Genomic DNA, 17,549 nt, shown 5'->3' on the forward strand with positions numbered 1-17,549 from the left:
GATGAAAATCATTGATGTATCTATAGCTAAAATAACTATCTTGTATCAACCTAACTAACCAACATGAAGAAGCTTCTATTACTGAGCACCGTTTTGCCATTGTTTGCAACAGCCCAAAGCAACCTAAAAGCTGATGCAGCTAAACGGACAGCAACTATTACCCAAAAAGTTATCGACTGGCGCAGAGATTTCCATCAAAACCCAGAACTTGGAAACAGCGAAAACAGAACTGCTGAAATTATTGCCAAGCACCTGCAAGCTTTGGGCTTGGAAGTAAAAACGAAAGTTGCTAAAACTGGTGTGGTAGGCATCTTAAAAGGTGCTAAACCTGGTCCGGTTGTGGCTTTACGGGCAGACATGGATGCCTTACCTGTTACAGAACGTGGAAACTTGCCTTTTGCTTCCAAAGTGAAAGCAGTATATAACGGACAACAAGTGGGTGTGATGCATGCTTGCGGGCATGATTCGCATGTAGCTATTTTGATGGGTGTTGCCGAAGTGCTTGCGGGCATGAAAAAAGATTTGGCAGGTACCGTGAAATTTATTTTCCAGCCTGCAGAAGAAGGTGCGCCAGTTGGTGAGGAAGGTGGAGCCGAGCTGATGGTAAAAGAAGGCGTATTGGAAAATCCTAAAGTAGATGTGATTTTTGGACTTCACATTAACTCACAAACGCCTGTAGGGCAATTAACCTACAAACCTGGCGGCACCATGGCTGGCGTTAACGACATGAAAATTACGGTAATGGGAAGGCAGGCGCACGGTGCTTATCCTTGGAGCAGTATTGATCCGATTGTAGTTTCGGCGCAAATTGTAAACAACCTACAAACCATTGTAAGTAGGAACCTGAACTTAACTGAAAATCCCGGCGTAGTGACAATAGGCAGCATACAAGGTGGTGTAAGATCGAACATTATTCCAGAGAAAGTGGAGATGCTTGGCACTGTAAGAACTTTTACCAATGAAGATGAGGCGATGTTTATTGAACGAATTAAAACTATTGCCACTAAAACCGCTGAAGCTGCTGGAGCTACTGCTGAAGTGAAAATTCCATATAGCGCACATTACCCCGTTACGTTTAACGACATTGCTTTAACAGAAAAAATGCTGCCTACGCTAAAATTTACTGCAGGTGCAGATAATGTGAAATTAAAACCACCAGTAACAGGCGCAGAGGATTTTTCCTTTTATCAGGAAAAGGTTCCCGGACTGTTCTTTTTTTTGGGCGCTATGCCTAAGGGACAAGATCCACTGAAAGCACCATCGCACCATACGCCGGATTTTTTTATTGATGAAGGTAGTTTTGATTTGGGGGTAAAAGCTTTGTGTAATTTGACGCTGGATTATATGGGGATGAAGAGGCAATAGTCTAATGATTTTAGAAGAACGAACGAGATCAATCTATATCTAGGTGACTTATATATTATTATGTAGACGATGTATCAGAGAAGAAAACTCATCATTAAGTTCATTTATTTTAAGTTGTTTATAAAAACTCTCTAATTCGACATGCCCTTGTGAAGTTTCGTGATTTAAATAAATCTTGTTGATGTTTTCAGCGATATCGTCATTAACAAAAAAATTTTTTTGGGTATAAATCAAACGAAGACTGGCTTCTAAAGATTTTAATTCCGTTGCGGTCAGGGCAGTAAGGTATATTTCCCAACATTTAAAAATGTCTTCTATATCATACTTTAATGAAGTTTTCTTTCTTGCAATACCCTCAACGGGAGTAGCTACAACATTTATAAAGTCCTTTATTGCAATATCTGGATTTACCCATTTTTCACTTGTTTTCTTGGCGAAAAAATCTGGAACATAGGCAAATAATATCAAACCTAAAATTAAAAGTAATATCCAATACATAATGTCTTATATCATCACATTCGTCGATTAGCAAGATAAATATAAACATACAGTTTTTAAAGGTACTTTGCGAAAGCTTGTTTAAACCTTTACGGTTAATTTTTAACGCAAAGAAACGAGGGAGTTACGAGAAGAACGCAAAGCTGGTATTGGACTTTGTCAATCCTTTTAGGCAAGTCACATATTAGGATTGACAAAGTTGCTGCAATGCTGTTTGTTAAATAAACCTGGCAGCAGCGGAAATCCTTTTTGTAGCGTCATTTCGACGAGGTAGGAGGAGAAATCTTAGTTGGTATCACTTAGCCTTAGATTTCTCTCTACGTTCGGAGTGCCTGGATGGAATTAAACAAAAAGATTGTAGCGAATGACGGGACTATCGGTACCTAAGAACTACTGCAACTGCTTTTCAAAACCTTTGGCACTCCGCTTCAGAAAACATAGTGATTTCTCCACTATCAGCTTTCCAACATTACAACCTATTAACGTATATTTGTCCTCATGACTAAAGAACAGTTACAAGATTTAAGAGATAGACTAGCTTCTCTGAGGGGGTATCTTTGACCTCGATGAACTTTTATACCAAATAAGCGAGGAAGAAAAAATTAGCCTCGATCCTAATTTTTGGGACAATCCAAAAAAAGCAGAGCAAGTTTTAGCTCAAATTAGCAGTAAAAAGAAGTGGACAGAAGGATTTGCGCAGGCCAATGCTGCTTATGAAGATACCGCTGTGCTTTATGATTTCCAGCAAAGTGGTGATGCGACCGAAGAAGAAGTAGAAGAGCAATATCAACTGGCGTTAAAAACCGTGGAAGAACTGGAATTGAAAAACATGCTGAACAGCAAGGAAGATCAGTTAAATGCCGTACTACAAATTACTGCTGGCGCAGGAGGCACCGAAAGTTGCGATTGGGCGAGCATGCTGATGCGTATGTATTTGATGTGGGCAGAGAAAAATGGCTACAAGGTGAGTGAACAAGATTATCAGGAGGGTGATGTAGCAGGTGTAAAAACGGTTACTTTAGAGATTAGCGGTGAGTTTGCTTACGGTTATTTGAAGGGCGAAAATGGGGTACATCGTTTGGTGCGTATTTCACCTTTTGATTCCAACGCTCGTCGTCATACTTCTTTCGCATCGGTTTATGTTTACCCGTTAGTGGATGACACCATTACCATTGAAGTAAATCCTGCAGATATCGAGTTTGAAACCTTTAGAGCTGGTGGCGCTGGCGGACAGAACGTAAATAAGGTGGAAACGGCGGTGCGTTTGTACCACAAGCCTTCTGGTATTATTATCAAAAACCAAGAGTCGCGATCGCAACTACAGAATAAAGAAAATGCCATTCGTCTATTAAAATCTCAATTATATGAGATAGAAATGCGCAAACGCATGGAAGCGACGGCTGCCATTGAAGGTAGCAAAATGAAGATAGAGTGGGGATCTCAAATTAGAAGTTACGTGCTGGATGATAGACGAGTTAAAGATCACCGAACGAATTATCAAACATCTAACCCTGATGCCGTGTTAAACGGTGAGATCAATGAGTTTTTAAAGGCTTACTTGATGGAATTTTAATTTATCCGCCAAAGCGGCATCTGAAATGAAGATAAATAGTTTGATAATTATAAATAAATGTTGACTTTTAAGATTTGATGCCACCTACACAATAATTAAGCGATGAAACAATATAAAGCCTTTGGCCTATTAACCTTTCTATTGATATTAGCGATGAACGCAAATGCCCAACAGGCGATCTCTTTGTATGGCAGCGCTGTACCTGGTGCTAAACCCACTCCTGCTGATTATATTGAGGAAACAATTACAGGAAAAGATGCTGTGGTACGAACTGGAAAAGTATCAAAACCTGAATTGTATGTTTACAAACCAGAAAAACCAAATGGCACTGCGGTAATTATTTGTCCGGGTGGAGGTTATAGCATATTAGCTATAGAAAAAGAGGGCTTTTTAGTAGCAAAGCGTTTTCAGGAAATGGGCATCACTGCTTTTGTGCTTAAGTATCGTTTGCCTAGCGATTTAATTATGAACGACAAAACCTTGGGGCCGTTACAAGATGCACTGCAAGCCATTTATTTAGTTCGTAAAAATGCCGCGGTTTGGGGTATTAATGTCAACAAAGTTGGAATTATGGGTTTTTCGGCTGGAGGACATTTAGCATCAAGCGCTAGTACCCACTTTGCTGATATGAAAATTGAAAATCAAGAAAATATCAGCCTACGACCAGATTTTTCCATTTTGGTTTATCCCGTAATTAGTTTCGGACAGTATGCCCATGCAGGTTCGGTGACTAGGCTACTAGGAGAAAATCCAACCGACGTACAACGTAAATATTTTTCTTCTGAAAGACAGGTGACCAACCAAACTCCGCCGACGTTTTTGGTACATGCTAATGATGACAAATCAGTACCGGTGCAAAATAGTTTGAGATACAACGAAGCTTTAGTAAAGAATGGTGTAGCTGCTGAAATGCATATCTACCAAGCTGGGGGCCATGGGTTTGGACTGTACAACAAAACGACCAATGACATTTGGTTTGATCGCTTGAAAAACTGGTTACAAACGAATAAATTTTTGAACTAACGTGAGTTCGGAATAAGAGAATCATGCTATTTGCTAGCGATAGCGCTTCAAATCTTCGTTCAGCTAGTTTTCGGTTCTTATTTTCTAACAAATTTTCGTTTGTTTTTAATGGTGTTTTAGAGCGCTTTGCAGTACTCTGGTTGCAGTAACAACCTGAATCATATCAATTACTTGACTTACAACAACATACAGTATTTTACAGCTAATTATCAGTGAATTAATAATCGAACTCGGGGTTAATAAGCTAAAGCATTTTCTTTGAAAGAAACCTACGGAGCAGGCATATGCAATTTAATTTGTAGCCAAATAATTCATTGCCTGCTTAATCATTGGATCGCTTTGATTATGTGCCCTGTAGTAGCCTGCATCTCCCAAATAGTATTTGCAGAGCATCAACTTGAGGTTTTTATAAATCAAGGGTTTTGCAGCAATTAACTGCTTAGTATCGATTTTAATTTTTTTGGCTTCAGCATATTTTAAGAAATCAACGTAATCCTTATCTGTTATGCTAAAAACACTCATATTTTTATTGAGATAATCTGCGGTATACCTGTCCGCAAGCGTTTCAAATACAAAGTCAATGAAAACCTTCTTCTGCAACAGCGTCGCATAAAAAGCATTGTATCCTGAAGTATCCAACTTTACGTAAATATCTGGCTGTATCCCACCGCCTGCAAAAATCTTTCTTCCATCTTTGGTGATGTAAGGCATTTGGTTCATTAAACTATCTGCTTTTTGCGATTCGGCAGTTAGCTCGCCACTATTAAGGCGGTTCTCAATATCTTGCTGGTAAGCTTTATAACCTTTTTTGTATGATTTCTGGATGCTACGTCCTAGCGGAGTGTAATACCTAGCAATGGTTAAATTCAATGCCGAACCATCTTCGAAAGCAAATTGTTCCTGCACCAATCCTTTGCCAAAAGAACGGCGACCAATGATTATACCTCGTTTCAAGTCCTGTATAGCGCCTGCAAAAATTTCACTCGCAGAAGCGGAATTTTCATTAATTAGCACTGCCAGTTTGCCCTGCTCAAACTCACCACCGCCGGTAGTGAAATATTCTGTACGTGGATCGTGTTTACCTTCCGTGTAAACTACAAGTTTATTTTCAGGGAAAAACTGATTAGCTAAGGCAGTAGCGGCAGTTAAATATCCGCCACCGTTATCTCTTAAATCCAACACCATTTTTCTCATCCCCTTTGCTTTTAAGGATTTAATAGCATTAGTAAAATCAGCATCGGTGGTAGCCCCAAATTTTCCAATTCTTACGTATGCCGTTTCGGCATTGATCATGTAAGCTGCATCAATACTACTTAACTCTACCTTACCTCTTTTAATGTTAAAAAGTAACGGACTAGCTACTCCCTGGCGTTGTATGGTTAATTGTACTGTGGTTCCCTTTTTCCCTTTTATTTTACCCATCATCGCCGATCTTGGTAAAAAGCGGCCACTCACTACATTAGTATCTACTTTAAGAATTTTATCGCCAGACTTAATTCCACTAGCATAGGCGGGCCCATCTTTAAGCACATTAGTAACCAACAAGGTGTCATTTAAAATATAGTATTCTACGCCAACCCCTTCAAAATTTCCGTCCAAATCTTCAGCCAGTTCGAAAGCGTCCGTTGGTGGCAAATAAACACTATGAGGATCTAGTTGATGCAATAAACTGTCAATTGGCAAATGTTTTAAACTGTCTGCATTAACATCGTCTACGTATTTTTTTTTAATGATGTGTATGATATCGTCAACTTTTCCCTCCTCGGTGTTAGCGTATCTTACATCTTTATCGACCTGAAAACCTTGATCTTTTAAGAATTTGAAACCCAAATACATACCGCCAATTAACGTTACACAATAAGCCAACGCAATTAATATATTGAGGCGAGTACTTTTTTTCATTAGTTTTGGGTAATGCAAAGTTAGCAAAAATTACTTTGTCTATTAAAAAGAACGTTTAAATTAGCATTTAGTTTTTTAAAAACTTTTGCAGATATTTGAAAACTCTTGCAAGAAATTGCGGTTATCTGTAACTTTGTAAGAACACTTGATCTATTAAACCTTTCAATGAAAAGAATAACCGAGCAGGAATCTAAATATAAAGACATTGACAAAATGTCGGTAATGGAAATCTTAGCAAACATCAACAACGAAGATAAGTTAGTTCCATTAGCAGTTGAAAAATCGTTGCCACAAATTGAACAATTGGCTTCGGCAGTTGCAGAACGCATGAAACAAGGCGGCAGATTGTTTTATATTGGCGCAGGCACAAGTGGTCGTTTGGGCGTAGTTGATGCTTCAGAATGTCCTCCAACTTTTGGTGTTCCTTTTGACTGGGTTGTTGGAATAATTGCTGGTGGCGATACTGCCATTAGAAAAGCTGTTGAATTTGCTGAAGATGATGCGGAGCAAGCATGGAAAGATTTGCAGGAATATGAAATTAATGAAAAAGATTGTTTAGTAGGATTAGCCGCATCGGGCACTACGCCATATGTAGTTGGAGGCCTAAATACCGCTCGTAAACATGGTGTGCTTACTGGTTGTATTATCTGCAACCAAGGTGGCCCCGTAGTTGCCGAATCAGATTTCCCTGTAGAAGTAGTTGTGGGCCCGGAGTTTCTTACTGGCTCAACCCGCATGAAATCAGGAACGGCACAAAAATTAGTGTTGAACATGTTAAGCACTACCGTGATGATTCAACTTGGCCGCGTTAAAGGCAATAAAATGGTTGACATGCAGCTCACTAACCATAAATTGGTAGACAGAGGCACGCACATGGTGATGGAAGAGTTAAACATTAGCGAAGAGCAAGCTGCTGAACTATTGATCAAATACGGAAGCGTACGCAAAGCTGTAGAAGCAAGCAAATAGATTGACAAATTACGATTTTAGAATTACGATTGTTAGGTATAGAAATGTAAAATCGTAATTTCGCTTTATGCACGAAATTGAACCATATTATCAGTGGAGAGACGACTACATTGCCGCTGAGGATGAGCGTTCGCCATTTTTCAATACCGAATATTCGGAATTTTATTACGATAAGCAACTCTATAATTACCTGATCCACCCCCAGTGGGATACTTTTGGATCGAATACCCTTTATATTAAGGTTCTTTACGCCGATTACGAAAGGCAATACGCCATTATTGAGTTTATTGGTGAGTGGAATGATGCCATCACCAACGACATCATGATCTTGAAGAGAGAGATTATTGAGCTGATGATGGATGAAGGTATCAGCAAATTTATCTTAATTGGCGAAAACATCTTGAATTTTCATGCTTCTGACGACAGCTATTACGAAGAATGGTTTCAAGAAGTAGATGATGAGGAAGGTTGGATTGCCGGAATCAACTTTAATGAGCATGTCATCAGAGAGTTTAGGGGCAACAACATTGACTACTACATTAACTTTGGCGGCCAGCTCGACGATTTGCACTGGAGAAAGCTTAAGCCACTGCAGTTTTACAAAAAAGTTGAAGAAGTACTGACTAAAAGGTTAAACTAAAGTTGTACTTTTAACCGTTAACCAATTTTAAATTAATAATGGAACAACAAAATTATCAATATCAGGATCACTCTGTTTTTGTAAAAGAGCGCTCCGTTTCTAAAAAATTCTTCGCTAATGTTTTCACTTGGATGTTTGTGGCGTTAAGCTTATCTACTATTGCTGCTTATCTATTTAGCACTAACGAAGGCTTAATGCAATATTTAATTACCTTTAATCCGGAAACGGGCAAAGGCGGCATGTCTATTCTAGGATATATCGCTATGTTTGCTCCGCTGGGTTTAGTGTTGACCATGGGGTTTGGGCTGAGTAGATTGTCATATGGTGCATTAGTAGGTATTTTTATCTTATATTCTGTACTTACAGGTGTTAGCTTAAGCTTTATCCTTTTGGCATATACTTCAGGTTCTGTTGTAAGTTGTTTTGCAGCTGCTGCTGGCATATTTGGCATTATGGCATTTATGGGTTACACTACCAATATTGATTTAAGTAAGTTTGGGCCGATTTTGATGATTGGCGTTATTGGCCTCGTTATTACAAGTTTGATTAATATGTTTATCCAAAGTGAACAATTTAGCTTGGTGATGGCCTTTATCGGAATCGCGGTGTTTACGGCTTTAACCGCTTATGATGTACAGAAAATTAAAAGGATAGGTGAAGGCTTGGAAACAAACGGAGAGCAAGCATTGCAAGTAGAGAGCAAAAAGATGGCTATTGTAGCTGCATTGTCGTTATATCTAGACTTTCTGAATATCTTTCTTTTCTTATTACGCATTTTTGGAAGTAGGAAGTAAGCTCATCTCGCAAAATTTTATACCGAAGGCCGTGCAAATTTGCATGGCCTTTGTAATTTTATTTGGCTGTGTTGCTGATATTTTTGGAAATGATAAGCGGATGTTGCACCTTTGCAGTGCTTATTAAGAAAGACGGAGGGAATAGACCCAACGAAGTCTTAGCAACCTGTGCCAACAAGGTGCTAATTTCTAATCCAGTCCCGAATGTTCGGGAGCGAGAGAAGATAAGTTTATGAGGAATATCTATTTCCGACTTTTTTGTAGGCTTTTTAAGTATCAGGTATTAAGTATCAAGTATCAAGACAATTTTGTTTATACTTTAATCTCTTACTATCTGAAGTTGGGTCGAACTATCTAAAAATCTTGATACTCGATACTAGCTACTTGCTACTAGAAACAAATGAGCATTAGAGAAGAACTAGAAAAACGTATTTTGATTATTGATGGCGCCATGGGCACCATGATTCAGCGTTACACCCTAACGGAAGAAGATTTTCGTGGGCAAAGATTTGCTAATCACCCTTGCGATGTAAAGGGAAATAACGATTTGTTAAATATCACCCGCCCAGATATCATTAAGGCTATCCATAAGGAATATTTAGCAGCAGGTGCTGATATCATAGAAACTAATACCTTCAGTACGCAGCGTATTTCCATGGCCGATTATCAAATGGAAGAACTGAGCTATGAACTGAGCTATGAAGGTGCTAAAATTGCAAAGGAAGCTACCTTTGAATTCATGGCCGAGCATCCCGATAGGAAATGTTTTGTGGCAGGAGCTATTGGCCCCACCAATCGCACACTCTCACTTTCTCCTGACGTAAACGACCCTGGCTTCAGAGCCATCTCCTATGATGAGCTTTTTGATGCATATTACGAACAGATAAGAGGCCTGGTAGATGGTGGTGCCGATGTACTATTGATAGAAACCATCTTCGACACGCTGAATGCAAAAGTGGCCATTGCAGCCATTAAGCAATATGAAGAAGTAGTTGGCAAAAAGCTAGAGATTATGATCTCAGGCACGATTACCGATGCCTCGGGAAGGACTTTGTCTGGTCAAACAGCAGAAGCTTTTTTAAATTCGGTGGCACATGCAAAACCTTTAAGTATTGGATTTAACTGTGCATTAGGCGCAAAAGAAATGCGACCTCACATTGAGGAACTGGCGGCTAAAGCGGAATGCTATGTTTCAGCGTATCCAAATGCCGGCTTACCTAATGAATTTGGCGCTTATGATGAAATGCCACATGAAACGGCTCATTTGGTAGATGATTTTATCACTTCTGGTTTTGTAAACATTGTAGGTGGTTGTTGCGGAACGACGCCAGATCATATTGGTTGCATCGCTAAAAAAGCAGCAAAAGCCAATCCTAGAAAAATTCCAACCATCGCACCTCATTTACGCTTGAGCGGATTGGAACCCGTAACCATCACTCCCGAAAGTATTTTCGTGAATGTTGGTGAGCGTACCAATATCACTGGATCGCCCAAATTTGCTAAATTGATTTTAGGAGATGACTATGAGGCGGCATTAGCTGTGGCATTGCAGCAAGTGGAAGGCGGTGCGCAAATCATTGACGTAAACATGGACGAGGGGATGATTGATTCGGAAGCGGCAATGACCAAATTTCTGAATTTAATTGCATCAGAACCTGATATCGCTAAGTTGCCAATTATGGTGGATTCATCTAAATGGACCGTAATAGAAGCAGGCTTGAAATGTTTACAAGGCAAAGGCATCGTGAATTCCATTTCCTTAAAAGAAGGAGAAGAAGTTTTTAAAGCCAATGCTCGTAAAATTATGCGTTATGGCTCCGCAGTTGTTGTAATGGCGTTTGATGAGCAAGGGCAAGCTGACAATTACGATAGACGTATAGCAATCTGCAAACGCAGTTACGATATTTTAGTTAACGAGATTGGTTTTCCTCCTCAAGACATTATTTTCGACCCTAATATTTTAACGGTCGCAACAGGCCTAGAAGAGCATAACAATTATGCGGTAGACTTTATTGAAGCTACCCGCTGGATTAAACAAAACTTACCTCACGCAAAAGTTAGCGGAGGTGTTTCGAATATTTCATTTTCTTTCAGAGGGAATAACGTAGTACGTGAGGCGATGCACTCCGCATTTTTGTACCATGCTATTAAAGCTGGCTTGGATATGGGTATTGTAAACGCTGGTATGTTGGAAGTTTACGAAGAAATTGAGCCTGAACTCTTGGAACAAGTAGAAGACGTACTACTTAATCGTAGGGATGATGCCACCGAGCGCTTAGTGGAGTTTGCGGAAACCGTTAAAAATAAAGGCAAAGCGGTAGTGAAGGATGAAGCTTGGAGAAAGGCCTCAGTTGAAGAAAGACTATCGCACTCTTTAGTGAAGGGCATTGTAGAGTTTTTAGATGATGATGTGGAAGAAGCCCGTCAAAAGTACGACCGACCTTTACAGGTAATTGAAGGCCCACTAATGGATGGGATGAATATTGTTGGAGATTTGTTTGGTGCCGGAAAAATGTTCTTGCCCCAAGTAGTAAAATCCGCTAGGGTAATGAAAAAAGCTGTGGCGTATCTCCTACCATTTATTGAGGAGGAGAAAAGGGCCAATCCGGATGCAGGCCAAAGTTCATCAGCTGGGAAAGTGCTACTTGCTACGGTTAAAGGCGATGTACACGATATTGGAAAGAACATTGTAGGTGTAGTTTTAGCTTGCAACAACTTCGAAATTGTGGATATGGGCGTGATGGTTCCTGCGCAAGAAATCATTAAAAAAGCCAAAGAAATTAATGCCGATATTATAGGTTTAAGCGGCTTGATTACGCCATCATTGGATGAGATGGTACACTTTGCCAAAGAAATGGAACGTGAAGGCTTTACTATTCCGCTAATTGTTGGCGGAGCAACCACCTCTAGAATTCACGCAGCGGTTAAAATTGCACCTCACTATTCGGGTCCGGCAATTCACGTTTTAGATGCTTCAAGGAGTGTGACGGTTTGCAGTACGTTAATGAACGGCGAACTTAAACAGGGCTATGTAGACCAAATTAAGGCCGAATACGATAAGGCTCGGGAAGCACATTTAAACAAGCGTTCGGATAAGCGTTTCAAAACTTTGGAAGAAGCTAGGGCGAATAAATTCCAAATTGACTTATCACAAATTGCACCTGCACCAACATTTACCGGTACAAAAGTGCTAGATGATTATCCTTTAGCAGAGCTTTTGCCCTACATCGATTGGACACCTTTTTTCCATACTTGGGAATTGAAAGGAAGTTATCCGAGAATTTTTGAGGACAAAAATGTGGGTGCTGAAGCCACTAAGTTATTTGACGATGCGCAAGCTTTATTGAAACGTATTGTTGATGAAAAATTACTGAAAGCAAAAGCGGTGTTTGGTTTTTGGCCGGCACAAGCTATAGGTGATGATATCCAGTTAGCGGTTCAAAGTTCTGAGTTAACAAAAACCGCAGAGCTTAAAAATGGCAATTCTGAATGGGTTACTATTCATACGTTGCGCCAACAGGCTGAGAAAGTAGACGGCCAACCTTATTATGCACTGTCGGATTTTATTGCACCCGCAGCTAGTGGCAAACAAGATTATTTTGGTGGTTTTGCTTTAACAGCAGGCATTGGCTGTGATGAGCTAGTAGCTGAATATGAAAAAAACCACGATGACTACAATAGCATTATGGTGAAAGCTTTGGCTGATCGTTTAGCGGAGGCGTTTGCTGAAAAGTTACATGAATTGGTGCGTAAAGAATACTGGGGTTATGCGAAAGATGAGCACCTATCCAATGATGAGCTGATTAAAGAGCAATATGCAGGTATTCGCCCAGCACCAGGTTATCCAGCTTGCCCTGAACATACGGAAAAAGGCACTTTGTTCGCACTGCTTGAAGCGGAGGAGAAAATTGGACTGAAATTGACGGAAAGCTATGCCATGTATCCAACCGCAGCGGTGAGTGGCTTTTATTTCTCTCATCCGGAGTCACGCTATTTTGGATTGGGAAAAATAGACAAGGAACAAATAGAAGATTATGCTTTGAGGAAAAATTTGAGCGTAGAAGAAGTAGAGCGTTGGCTAGCACCTAACCTTTCTTACTAATTGTCGCCCAGAGTGGAAAGAATTATCCGCTAGTGATGAAAAGAGATTAACAAATCGTCATTGCGAGGCACGAAGCAATCCTAAAGCGATTGTTTTGTTTATATTTTGTTGTAAGATTGCTTCGTGCCTCGCAATGACGTAAAAAATAGACACAGAAATGAAAATTGGACGTTTCTTAACGATGACATACTAAAGATTAAGCGCTAATAAGAGATAGAAGCTTCTTCCTCAGCATGACAGCGCTAAACCAAACAACAATGAAGATTACAGAACATATTAAAAACGCAAAAGGTAAAACGCTATTCTCTTTCGAGTTACTACCGCCAATCAAAGGGCAGGGTATCGATTGGATTTACAACGGAATAGAGCCTTTGCTTGAGTTTGAACCACCTTTTATAGATGTTACCTCGTTAAGGGAGGATTACATCTATAAGGAACATCCAAACGGTTTGCTGCAAAAGGTTTCCTACCGCAAACGTCCGGGAACCATTGCCATTTGCGCAGCCATTATCCATAAATATAAAATTGATGCCGTACCGCACTTAATTTGCGGCGGATTTACAAAAGAAGAAACTGAAAATGCCCTAATCGATTTACAGTTTTTAGGTATCGATAACGTATTGGCCCTAAGAGGAGATGCTCGCAAGGCTGATAGTTCATTTGTGCCTACACCGGGAGGCCACGCTTATGCCACCGATTTGATTCAGCACATTAAAAACCATAACGAAGGCAAGTTTTTGCATGAAGATGTAGAAACCTTTAAAAGCGATTTTTGTATCGGCGTTGCTGGATATCCAGAGAAACATTTTGAAGCGCCCAACTTAAATACGGATTTCAAATATTTGAAGCAAAAAGTAGACTTGGGAGCCGAATTTATCGTAACGCAGATGTTTTTCGATAACCAAAAGTATTTCGAATTTGTGCAGAAATGCAGAGATAACGGAATTAATGTTCCAATTATTCCCGGTTTAAAGCCAATTAGTACGTTGGGTCAAATCAATGCTTTGCCTAAGATATTCCACATTGATTTGCCAGATGAATTAACAGAAGCTTTATCGCATGCTAAAAACAATGCCGAAGCGAGGGAAATAGGCACACACGCCATGATTAAGCAGTGTAAAGAATTAATTGAATTTGGCGCACCAGTATTACATTTTTACACGATGGGTAAGCCAGATCAAACTAAAGAGATTGCCAAGGCGGTATTTTAGGATGAGTGTAAATTAAGGCTCTATTGGCGATGCCATTTAGATAGAAGTTTGTCCTAAATGTATTGATGGACAATTATTTTCCCCAATAAATAAAAAGCATGGATTTAATGTCCATGCTTTTTATTTTGAGATTATTCGCTCAACTTCTTGCGAAGTAATTTTATCGCTAAATATAAGGCGTAAAACATCATTATAACGAATACAAGACAAACTATATTCCAAATGAGCAATCCTGTTTCTGGTACTAAAATTTCCATATTTTAAGCGTTAACTTATTCTGGTAATTTAGGAGGCATAATTTTTTGCACCTGAGTGCTTATTGATTTTAAAAATGCTTCCAATTGCGCTTGTTCCGTTAAAGTTAAGTTTAATTTTTTTAACATCGCTGATTTTGGATTTTTCAACGAATCAGGGATGACATGCGCCTTCTGATAGCTTACCGGATTACCAAGATTATAAAACTCAATCACATCTTTCAACGATGGAAAATTACCGTGGTGCATCCATGGACCAGTAATGTTAGTTTCGCGTAAAGAAGGTGTTTTAAATGAACCGATATCTTTCAAGTTATTGGTTACATTATATCTGCCTAAATCCTCCATTCGAGAACCTAATAAAGCCTGCCCATCGTTATGGAACTTGTTATCACTAAACAGAGGCGTGTTATGGCAATTGATACAGCCAGCCTTAGTACGGAAAAGGTGTAAACCCATTACCTCATCATCTTTCAGCATCTTGCTATTACCTTTCACAAAGGAATCAAAACGGCTATTGGTACTCACTACGCTTCTCTCAAAGGTAGCGATCGCCTTCTGAATTTTATCCAAAGTTACTTCTTCGGTACCAAAAGCTTTCGCAAACAACGGCTTGTAACCGGCCACTTTAGTTACGTTTTCCACCATTACTTTCAGGTCGGTATTCATCTCTACGTGGTCAGCAACAGGGAATCTAGCCTGATCTTCCAGACTCATAGCACGACCATCCCAGAAAAGTTTTTCATAGAAACCAACGTTTAATAAAGTCATGGCATTGCGCTTACCGGTTTGCCTGCTATGTCCGTAGGCTACACGTTTTCCATCGCCCCAACCCAATTCAGGATCATGGCAAGAGGCACAAGCAATTTGTCCCGAAACAGATAGACGAGGGTCGAAGAATAAAATTTTTCCCAACTTTTCTTTATCCGCGTTAAAAGGATTTTCGACTGGGTAGGTAGGACGGCCTAAATAACCAATGTCCTTAAAGCCTTTTTTAGCTTCATCATGCAATTCAGGTTTTGGCCATTTAGCTTGGTCGCCGCTGTAGAGCTCTCTTAATTGAGCTACGGTGTATTCTTTATTCTGTAAAAAGGCCGAGCTACAAACAAAAATACCTATAGCGCCTAGTAAAAAAAGTGTTCTTCTCATTATTAGTTTAAGGTTAATGCAATTGGACTTAGTTTGTATTTAATGGTGCGTGTGGTACCTCCAACGGCAGTTTCGTTGAAAGTCACATTCAAATCCATAATTTTAGTATTCTCGTCGTAAGTACCGCCACCACTCATACCAATTGCAATGGTACCTCCAGTTGATTTTTTTAAAATCACATCTTGTGTTTTTATTTTAACGATGCCCGTCTTTGCGCCTACAAAGTCTGGGAAAAACTGTAGCACTTGATCAGCATTGATAGCTACCGTCTTGATATTGGTGGTGCCAGTGTATGCACTATACAAACGTACCATATCAAACATGGCCACGCCGCTGTCCGCTACGTAAGGATTAGTAAAACCTATGAAACTCGGATCGCTTGTGGAAACCGTGGAGAAGTGACTAGCGATCCTAGTACTCCAAGTCTTGGTATCAGCATCGTAACGGTAAACATACATTTGGTAGAACGAAATGGGCTGATGAAACACTGCAATAGCCGATGACGAAGGCACGCTAACTGGCTCTGCAGGATATAAATCTTCTTTTGCTAATGGCTCGTCTTTTTTACAAGCGGTAAAGAGAGCGGTTAATACAAACAATATTAATAACTTTTTCATATCAATTATTTTAATAACCAGGGTTTTGAATCATATTACTATTTGCGTCAACCGTAGTAGCTGGCAAAGGCATAATTACCCTATTATCAGTGTAGGGCAAATTTTTAACGGTGGCGGTTACATCAACCCTCGTTATGTCCTTTTTCTTCCTTAACAGGTCGAACAAGAGGTTTCCTTCAAAGGCTAGTTCTTTTCTTCGCTCCAATAAAATTGCATCGATCATATCATTTTTCACCGTGATATTTAAGGTACTCGCACTAGCGTCACCACGTTTTCGAATCAGGTTTAAATCGGCATTGGCTACCGTAAAATCTGGTGCCGTTTTCTCCACTGCAGCCTCAGCACGGATCAAATGCAGTTCTGTTAATCTCAATACTTTTATCGGCGTTGCCTGTAACGAGCCCGCTGCATATTTTTTAGTGTACAGATAATCAGTTCCGCTAATGGTAACCCTTGTAAAAAGGCTGCTTGTATTCCTGATATCTGTGGCAGAATAGAGGCCTAGTAAGTCGTTGGTTGCGGCATACATGCGGTAGTTAGATGCATTTGCACTGTCGTAGTACGAACCTAAACTGTTTCCAGTGAATCCAGCTTCGATAGGCAATTCAAATATCGACTCAGAAGATGGTACCCTACCTGTCCAGCTGGCAACATAATTGGCATTGCTGAGTAAAGTATATTGGTTACTTTTGATGATTTCATCTGCAAGGCCAAAAGCCTCGTCCCACTTGTTTTGGTAAAGATAAACCTTCGCTAATAAAGCTTTTGCAGAAGCCTGTGTAAAGTAGTTTTGCTTGTAACCGTTAGCAAGAACGCCAACATTGGTTGCATCAAAAGCTGCAATAGCTTCAGTTAAATCACGTACAATTGCTGCGTAAGTTTCTGCTACAGTTGCACGTCTTGGCGCTGGATCTGAAAAAAGCTGTGGCTGCATAACCAACGCAACACCTAAGTGAGAGCCGTTGCTGGTAAAGTTGAATGGTCTTGCGAATATTCGCACCAAATCAAAGTGCAGCAAAGCCCTTATGCATTTCGCCTCTGCTATAATTTTAGCCTTTTCCGTTGATGAACCCGATGCAGAAGGCGTGTATTTGAGCACATTATTTACGTTGTTTAGCTCGCTATATAAGCCAATGTAAGTGTCGTTCATGGATGAATTTCTTGCATCTAGCGCTATTTCGTACACATCTTCCAATCTCAAATTAGTGGTTTTACTAAATTTGATATTACCCGCCAAAATTTCAGGGAACACCATCAAGTTTTTTTGGTAGTGATATTCATCTAATAGTGTACTATAAGAACCAGCCAAAGCCGTTTTAGCGCCTAAAACATCCTTAAAAAGGTCTTCTATGGATAACTTATCGGTAGGCTCTTTAACAAGTATTTTCTCACACGAAGAAAAAGTGATTAAGGCCGTAAGTAATAGTATATAATATCTTTTCATGATTTAAT

Annotated in this window: 13 protein-coding genes and 1 riboswitch; of the genes, 8 read left to right on the top strand and 5 right to left on the bottom strand. The window is 39.8% G+C overall.

The annotated features are described in order from the left end of the window. Positions 1-63 precede the first annotated feature (63 nt). Positions 64-1,365 carry an amidohydrolase gene (locus ACY2A0_RS05360; RefSeq protein ID WP_461788526.1) on the top strand — a complete coding sequence of 434 codons (1,302 nt, stop codon included), beginning with the start codon at positions 64-66 and terminating at the stop codon, positions 1,363-1,365. 48 nt (positions 1,366-1,413) lie between these two features. Here ACY2A0_RS05360 and ACY2A0_RS05365 read toward each other — a convergent pair whose 3' ends face one another. Continuing rightward, on the bottom strand, positions 1,414-1,863 hold the full coding sequence (locus tag ACY2A0_RS05365) for a hypothetical protein (RefSeq protein WP_461788527.1): 450 nt from the start codon (positions 1,861-1,863) through the stop codon (positions 1,414-1,416). Between the two features lie 498 nt (positions 1,864-2,361). Between ACY2A0_RS05365 and prfB the strand changes: the two genes are divergently transcribed. Both prfB and ACY2A0_RS05375 read left to right on the top strand, forming a co-directional pair. Next, positions 2,362-3,436 (top strand): peptide chain release factor 2 gene (gene prfB / locus ACY2A0_RS05370; protein ID WP_461788528.1). Its coding sequence is split into 2 segments (ribosomal slippage): positions 2,362-2,421 and positions 2,423-3,436, totalling 1,074 coding nucleotides; the frame shifts between segments, so codons are not numbered across the junction. 102 nt (positions 3,437-3,538) lie between these two features. Next, positions 3,539-4,459, top strand: a complete 921-nt coding sequence (locus ACY2A0_RS05375; protein ID WP_461788529.1) for an alpha/beta hydrolase — start codon at positions 3,539-3,541, stop codon at positions 4,457-4,459. Positions 4,460-4,750: 291 nt separating this feature from the next. Here ACY2A0_RS05375 and ACY2A0_RS05380 read toward each other — a convergent pair whose 3' ends face one another. Then, positions 4,751-6,361: a S41 family peptidase gene (locus tag ACY2A0_RS05380; protein WP_461788530.1), complete on the bottom strand. Its 1,611-nt coding sequence runs from the start codon at positions 6,359-6,361 to the stop codon at positions 4,751-4,753. Positions 6,362-6,526: 165 nt separating this feature from the next. On the opposite strand from ACY2A0_RS05380, the gene murQ reads away from it, so the two are divergent. The 5 genes from murQ to ACY2A0_RS05405 all read left to right on the top strand — a co-directional run bounded on the left by murQ (position 6,527) and on the right by ACY2A0_RS05405 (position 14,077). Then, positions 6,527-7,330, top strand: a complete 804-nt coding sequence (gene murQ, locus ACY2A0_RS05385; RefSeq protein WP_461788531.1) for an N-acetylmuramic acid 6-phosphate etherase — start codon at positions 6,527-6,529, stop codon at positions 7,328-7,330. Positions 7,331-7,397: 67 nt separating this feature from the next. Continuing rightward, a complete protein-coding gene (locus tag ACY2A0_RS05390; RefSeq protein ID WP_461788532.1) occupies positions 7,398-7,970 on the top strand; it encodes a hypothetical protein in 573 nt (190 codons plus the stop codon). Between the two features lie 38 nt (positions 7,971-8,008). Beyond that, entirely contained in the window at positions 8,009-8,764 is a 756-nt protein-coding gene (locus ACY2A0_RS05395; protein WP_461788533.1) for a Bax inhibitor-1/YccA family protein, read from the top strand. Between the two features lie 117 nt (positions 8,765-8,881). Next, positions 8,882-8,995: riboswitch (SAM riboswitch) on the top strand. A gap of 169 nt (positions 8,996-9,164) precedes the next feature. Continuing rightward, a complete protein-coding gene (gene metH, locus ACY2A0_RS05400) occupies positions 9,165-12,866 on the top strand; it encodes a methionine synthase (protein WP_461788534.1) in 3,702 nt (1,233 codons plus the stop codon). A 257-nt stretch (positions 12,867-13,123) separates the two neighbouring features. Further along, on the top strand, positions 13,124-14,077 hold the full coding sequence (locus tag ACY2A0_RS05405; protein ID WP_461788535.1) for a methylenetetrahydrofolate reductase: 954 nt from the start codon (positions 13,124-13,126) through the stop codon (positions 14,075-14,077). A gap of 272 nt (positions 14,078-14,349) precedes the next feature. Here ACY2A0_RS05405 and ACY2A0_RS05410 read toward each other — a convergent pair whose 3' ends face one another. From ACY2A0_RS05410 to ACY2A0_RS05420, 3 genes are read right to left on the bottom strand one after another with little or no spacing between them, the layout of a single operon-like run. Next, a complete protein-coding gene (locus ACY2A0_RS05410) occupies positions 14,350-15,480 on the bottom strand; it encodes a cytochrome-c peroxidase (RefSeq protein ID WP_461788536.1) in 1,131 nt (376 codons plus the stop codon). A gap of 2 nt (positions 15,481-15,482) precedes the next feature. After that, positions 15,483-16,097 carry a hypothetical protein gene (locus ACY2A0_RS05415; protein WP_461788537.1) on the bottom strand — a complete coding sequence of 205 codons (615 nt, stop codon included), beginning with the start codon at positions 16,095-16,097 and terminating at the stop codon, positions 15,483-15,485. Positions 16,098-16,107: 10 nt separating this feature from the next. After that, positions 16,108-17,541, bottom strand: coding sequence for a RagB/SusD family nutrient uptake outer membrane protein (locus tag ACY2A0_RS05420; RefSeq protein WP_461788538.1), 1,434 nt, complete (start codon positions 17,539-17,541; stop codon positions 16,108-16,110). Between the last annotated feature and the right edge of the window lie 8 nt (positions 17,542-17,549).

The organism is Pedobacter sp. (genome assembly GCF_965249885.1).
Lineage (GTDB): Bacteria > Bacteroidota > Bacteroidia > Sphingobacteriales > Sphingobacteriaceae > Pedobacter.

Coding starts and splice junctions, on each gene's coding strand:
- ACY2A0_RS05420 (WP_461788538.1), bottom strand. CDS start 17,541: ATGAAAAGATATTATATACTATTACTTACGGCCTTAATCACTTTTTCT.
- ACY2A0_RS05410 (WP_461788536.1), bottom strand. CDS start 15,480: ATGAGAAGAACACTTTTTTTACTAGGCGCTATAGGTATTTTTGTTTGT.
- metH (WP_461788534.1), top strand. CDS start 9,165: ATGAGCATTAGAGAAGAACTAGAAAAACGTATTTTGATTATTGATGGC.
- ACY2A0_RS05380 (WP_461788530.1), bottom strand. CDS start 6,361: ATGAAAAAAAGTACTCGCCTCAATATATTAATTGCGTTGGCTTATTGT.
- ACY2A0_RS05390 (WP_461788532.1), top strand. CDS start 7,398: ATGCACGAAATTGAACCATATTATCAGTGGAGAGACGACTACATTGCC.
- ACY2A0_RS05415 (WP_461788537.1), bottom strand. CDS start 16,097: ATGAAAAAGTTATTAATATTGTTTGTATTAACCGCTCTCTTTACCGCT.
- ACY2A0_RS05375 (WP_461788529.1), top strand. CDS start 3,539: ATGAAACAATATAAAGCCTTTGGCCTATTAACCTTTCTATTGATATTA.
- ACY2A0_RS05395 (WP_461788533.1), top strand. CDS start 8,009: ATGGAACAACAAAATTATCAATATCAGGATCACTCTGTTTTTGTAAAA.
- ACY2A0_RS05360 (WP_461788526.1), top strand. CDS start 64: ATGAAGAAGCTTCTATTACTGAGCACCGTTTTGCCATTGTTTGCAACA.
- murQ (WP_461788531.1), top strand. CDS start 6,527: ATGAAAAGAATAACCGAGCAGGAATCTAAATATAAAGACATTGACAAA.
- ACY2A0_RS05405 (WP_461788535.1), top strand. CDS start 13,124: ATGAAGATTACAGAACATATTAAAAACGCAAAAGGTAAAACGCTATTC.
- ACY2A0_RS05365 (WP_461788527.1), bottom strand. CDS start 1,863: ATGTATTGGATATTACTTTTAATTTTAGGTTTGATATTATTTGCCTAT.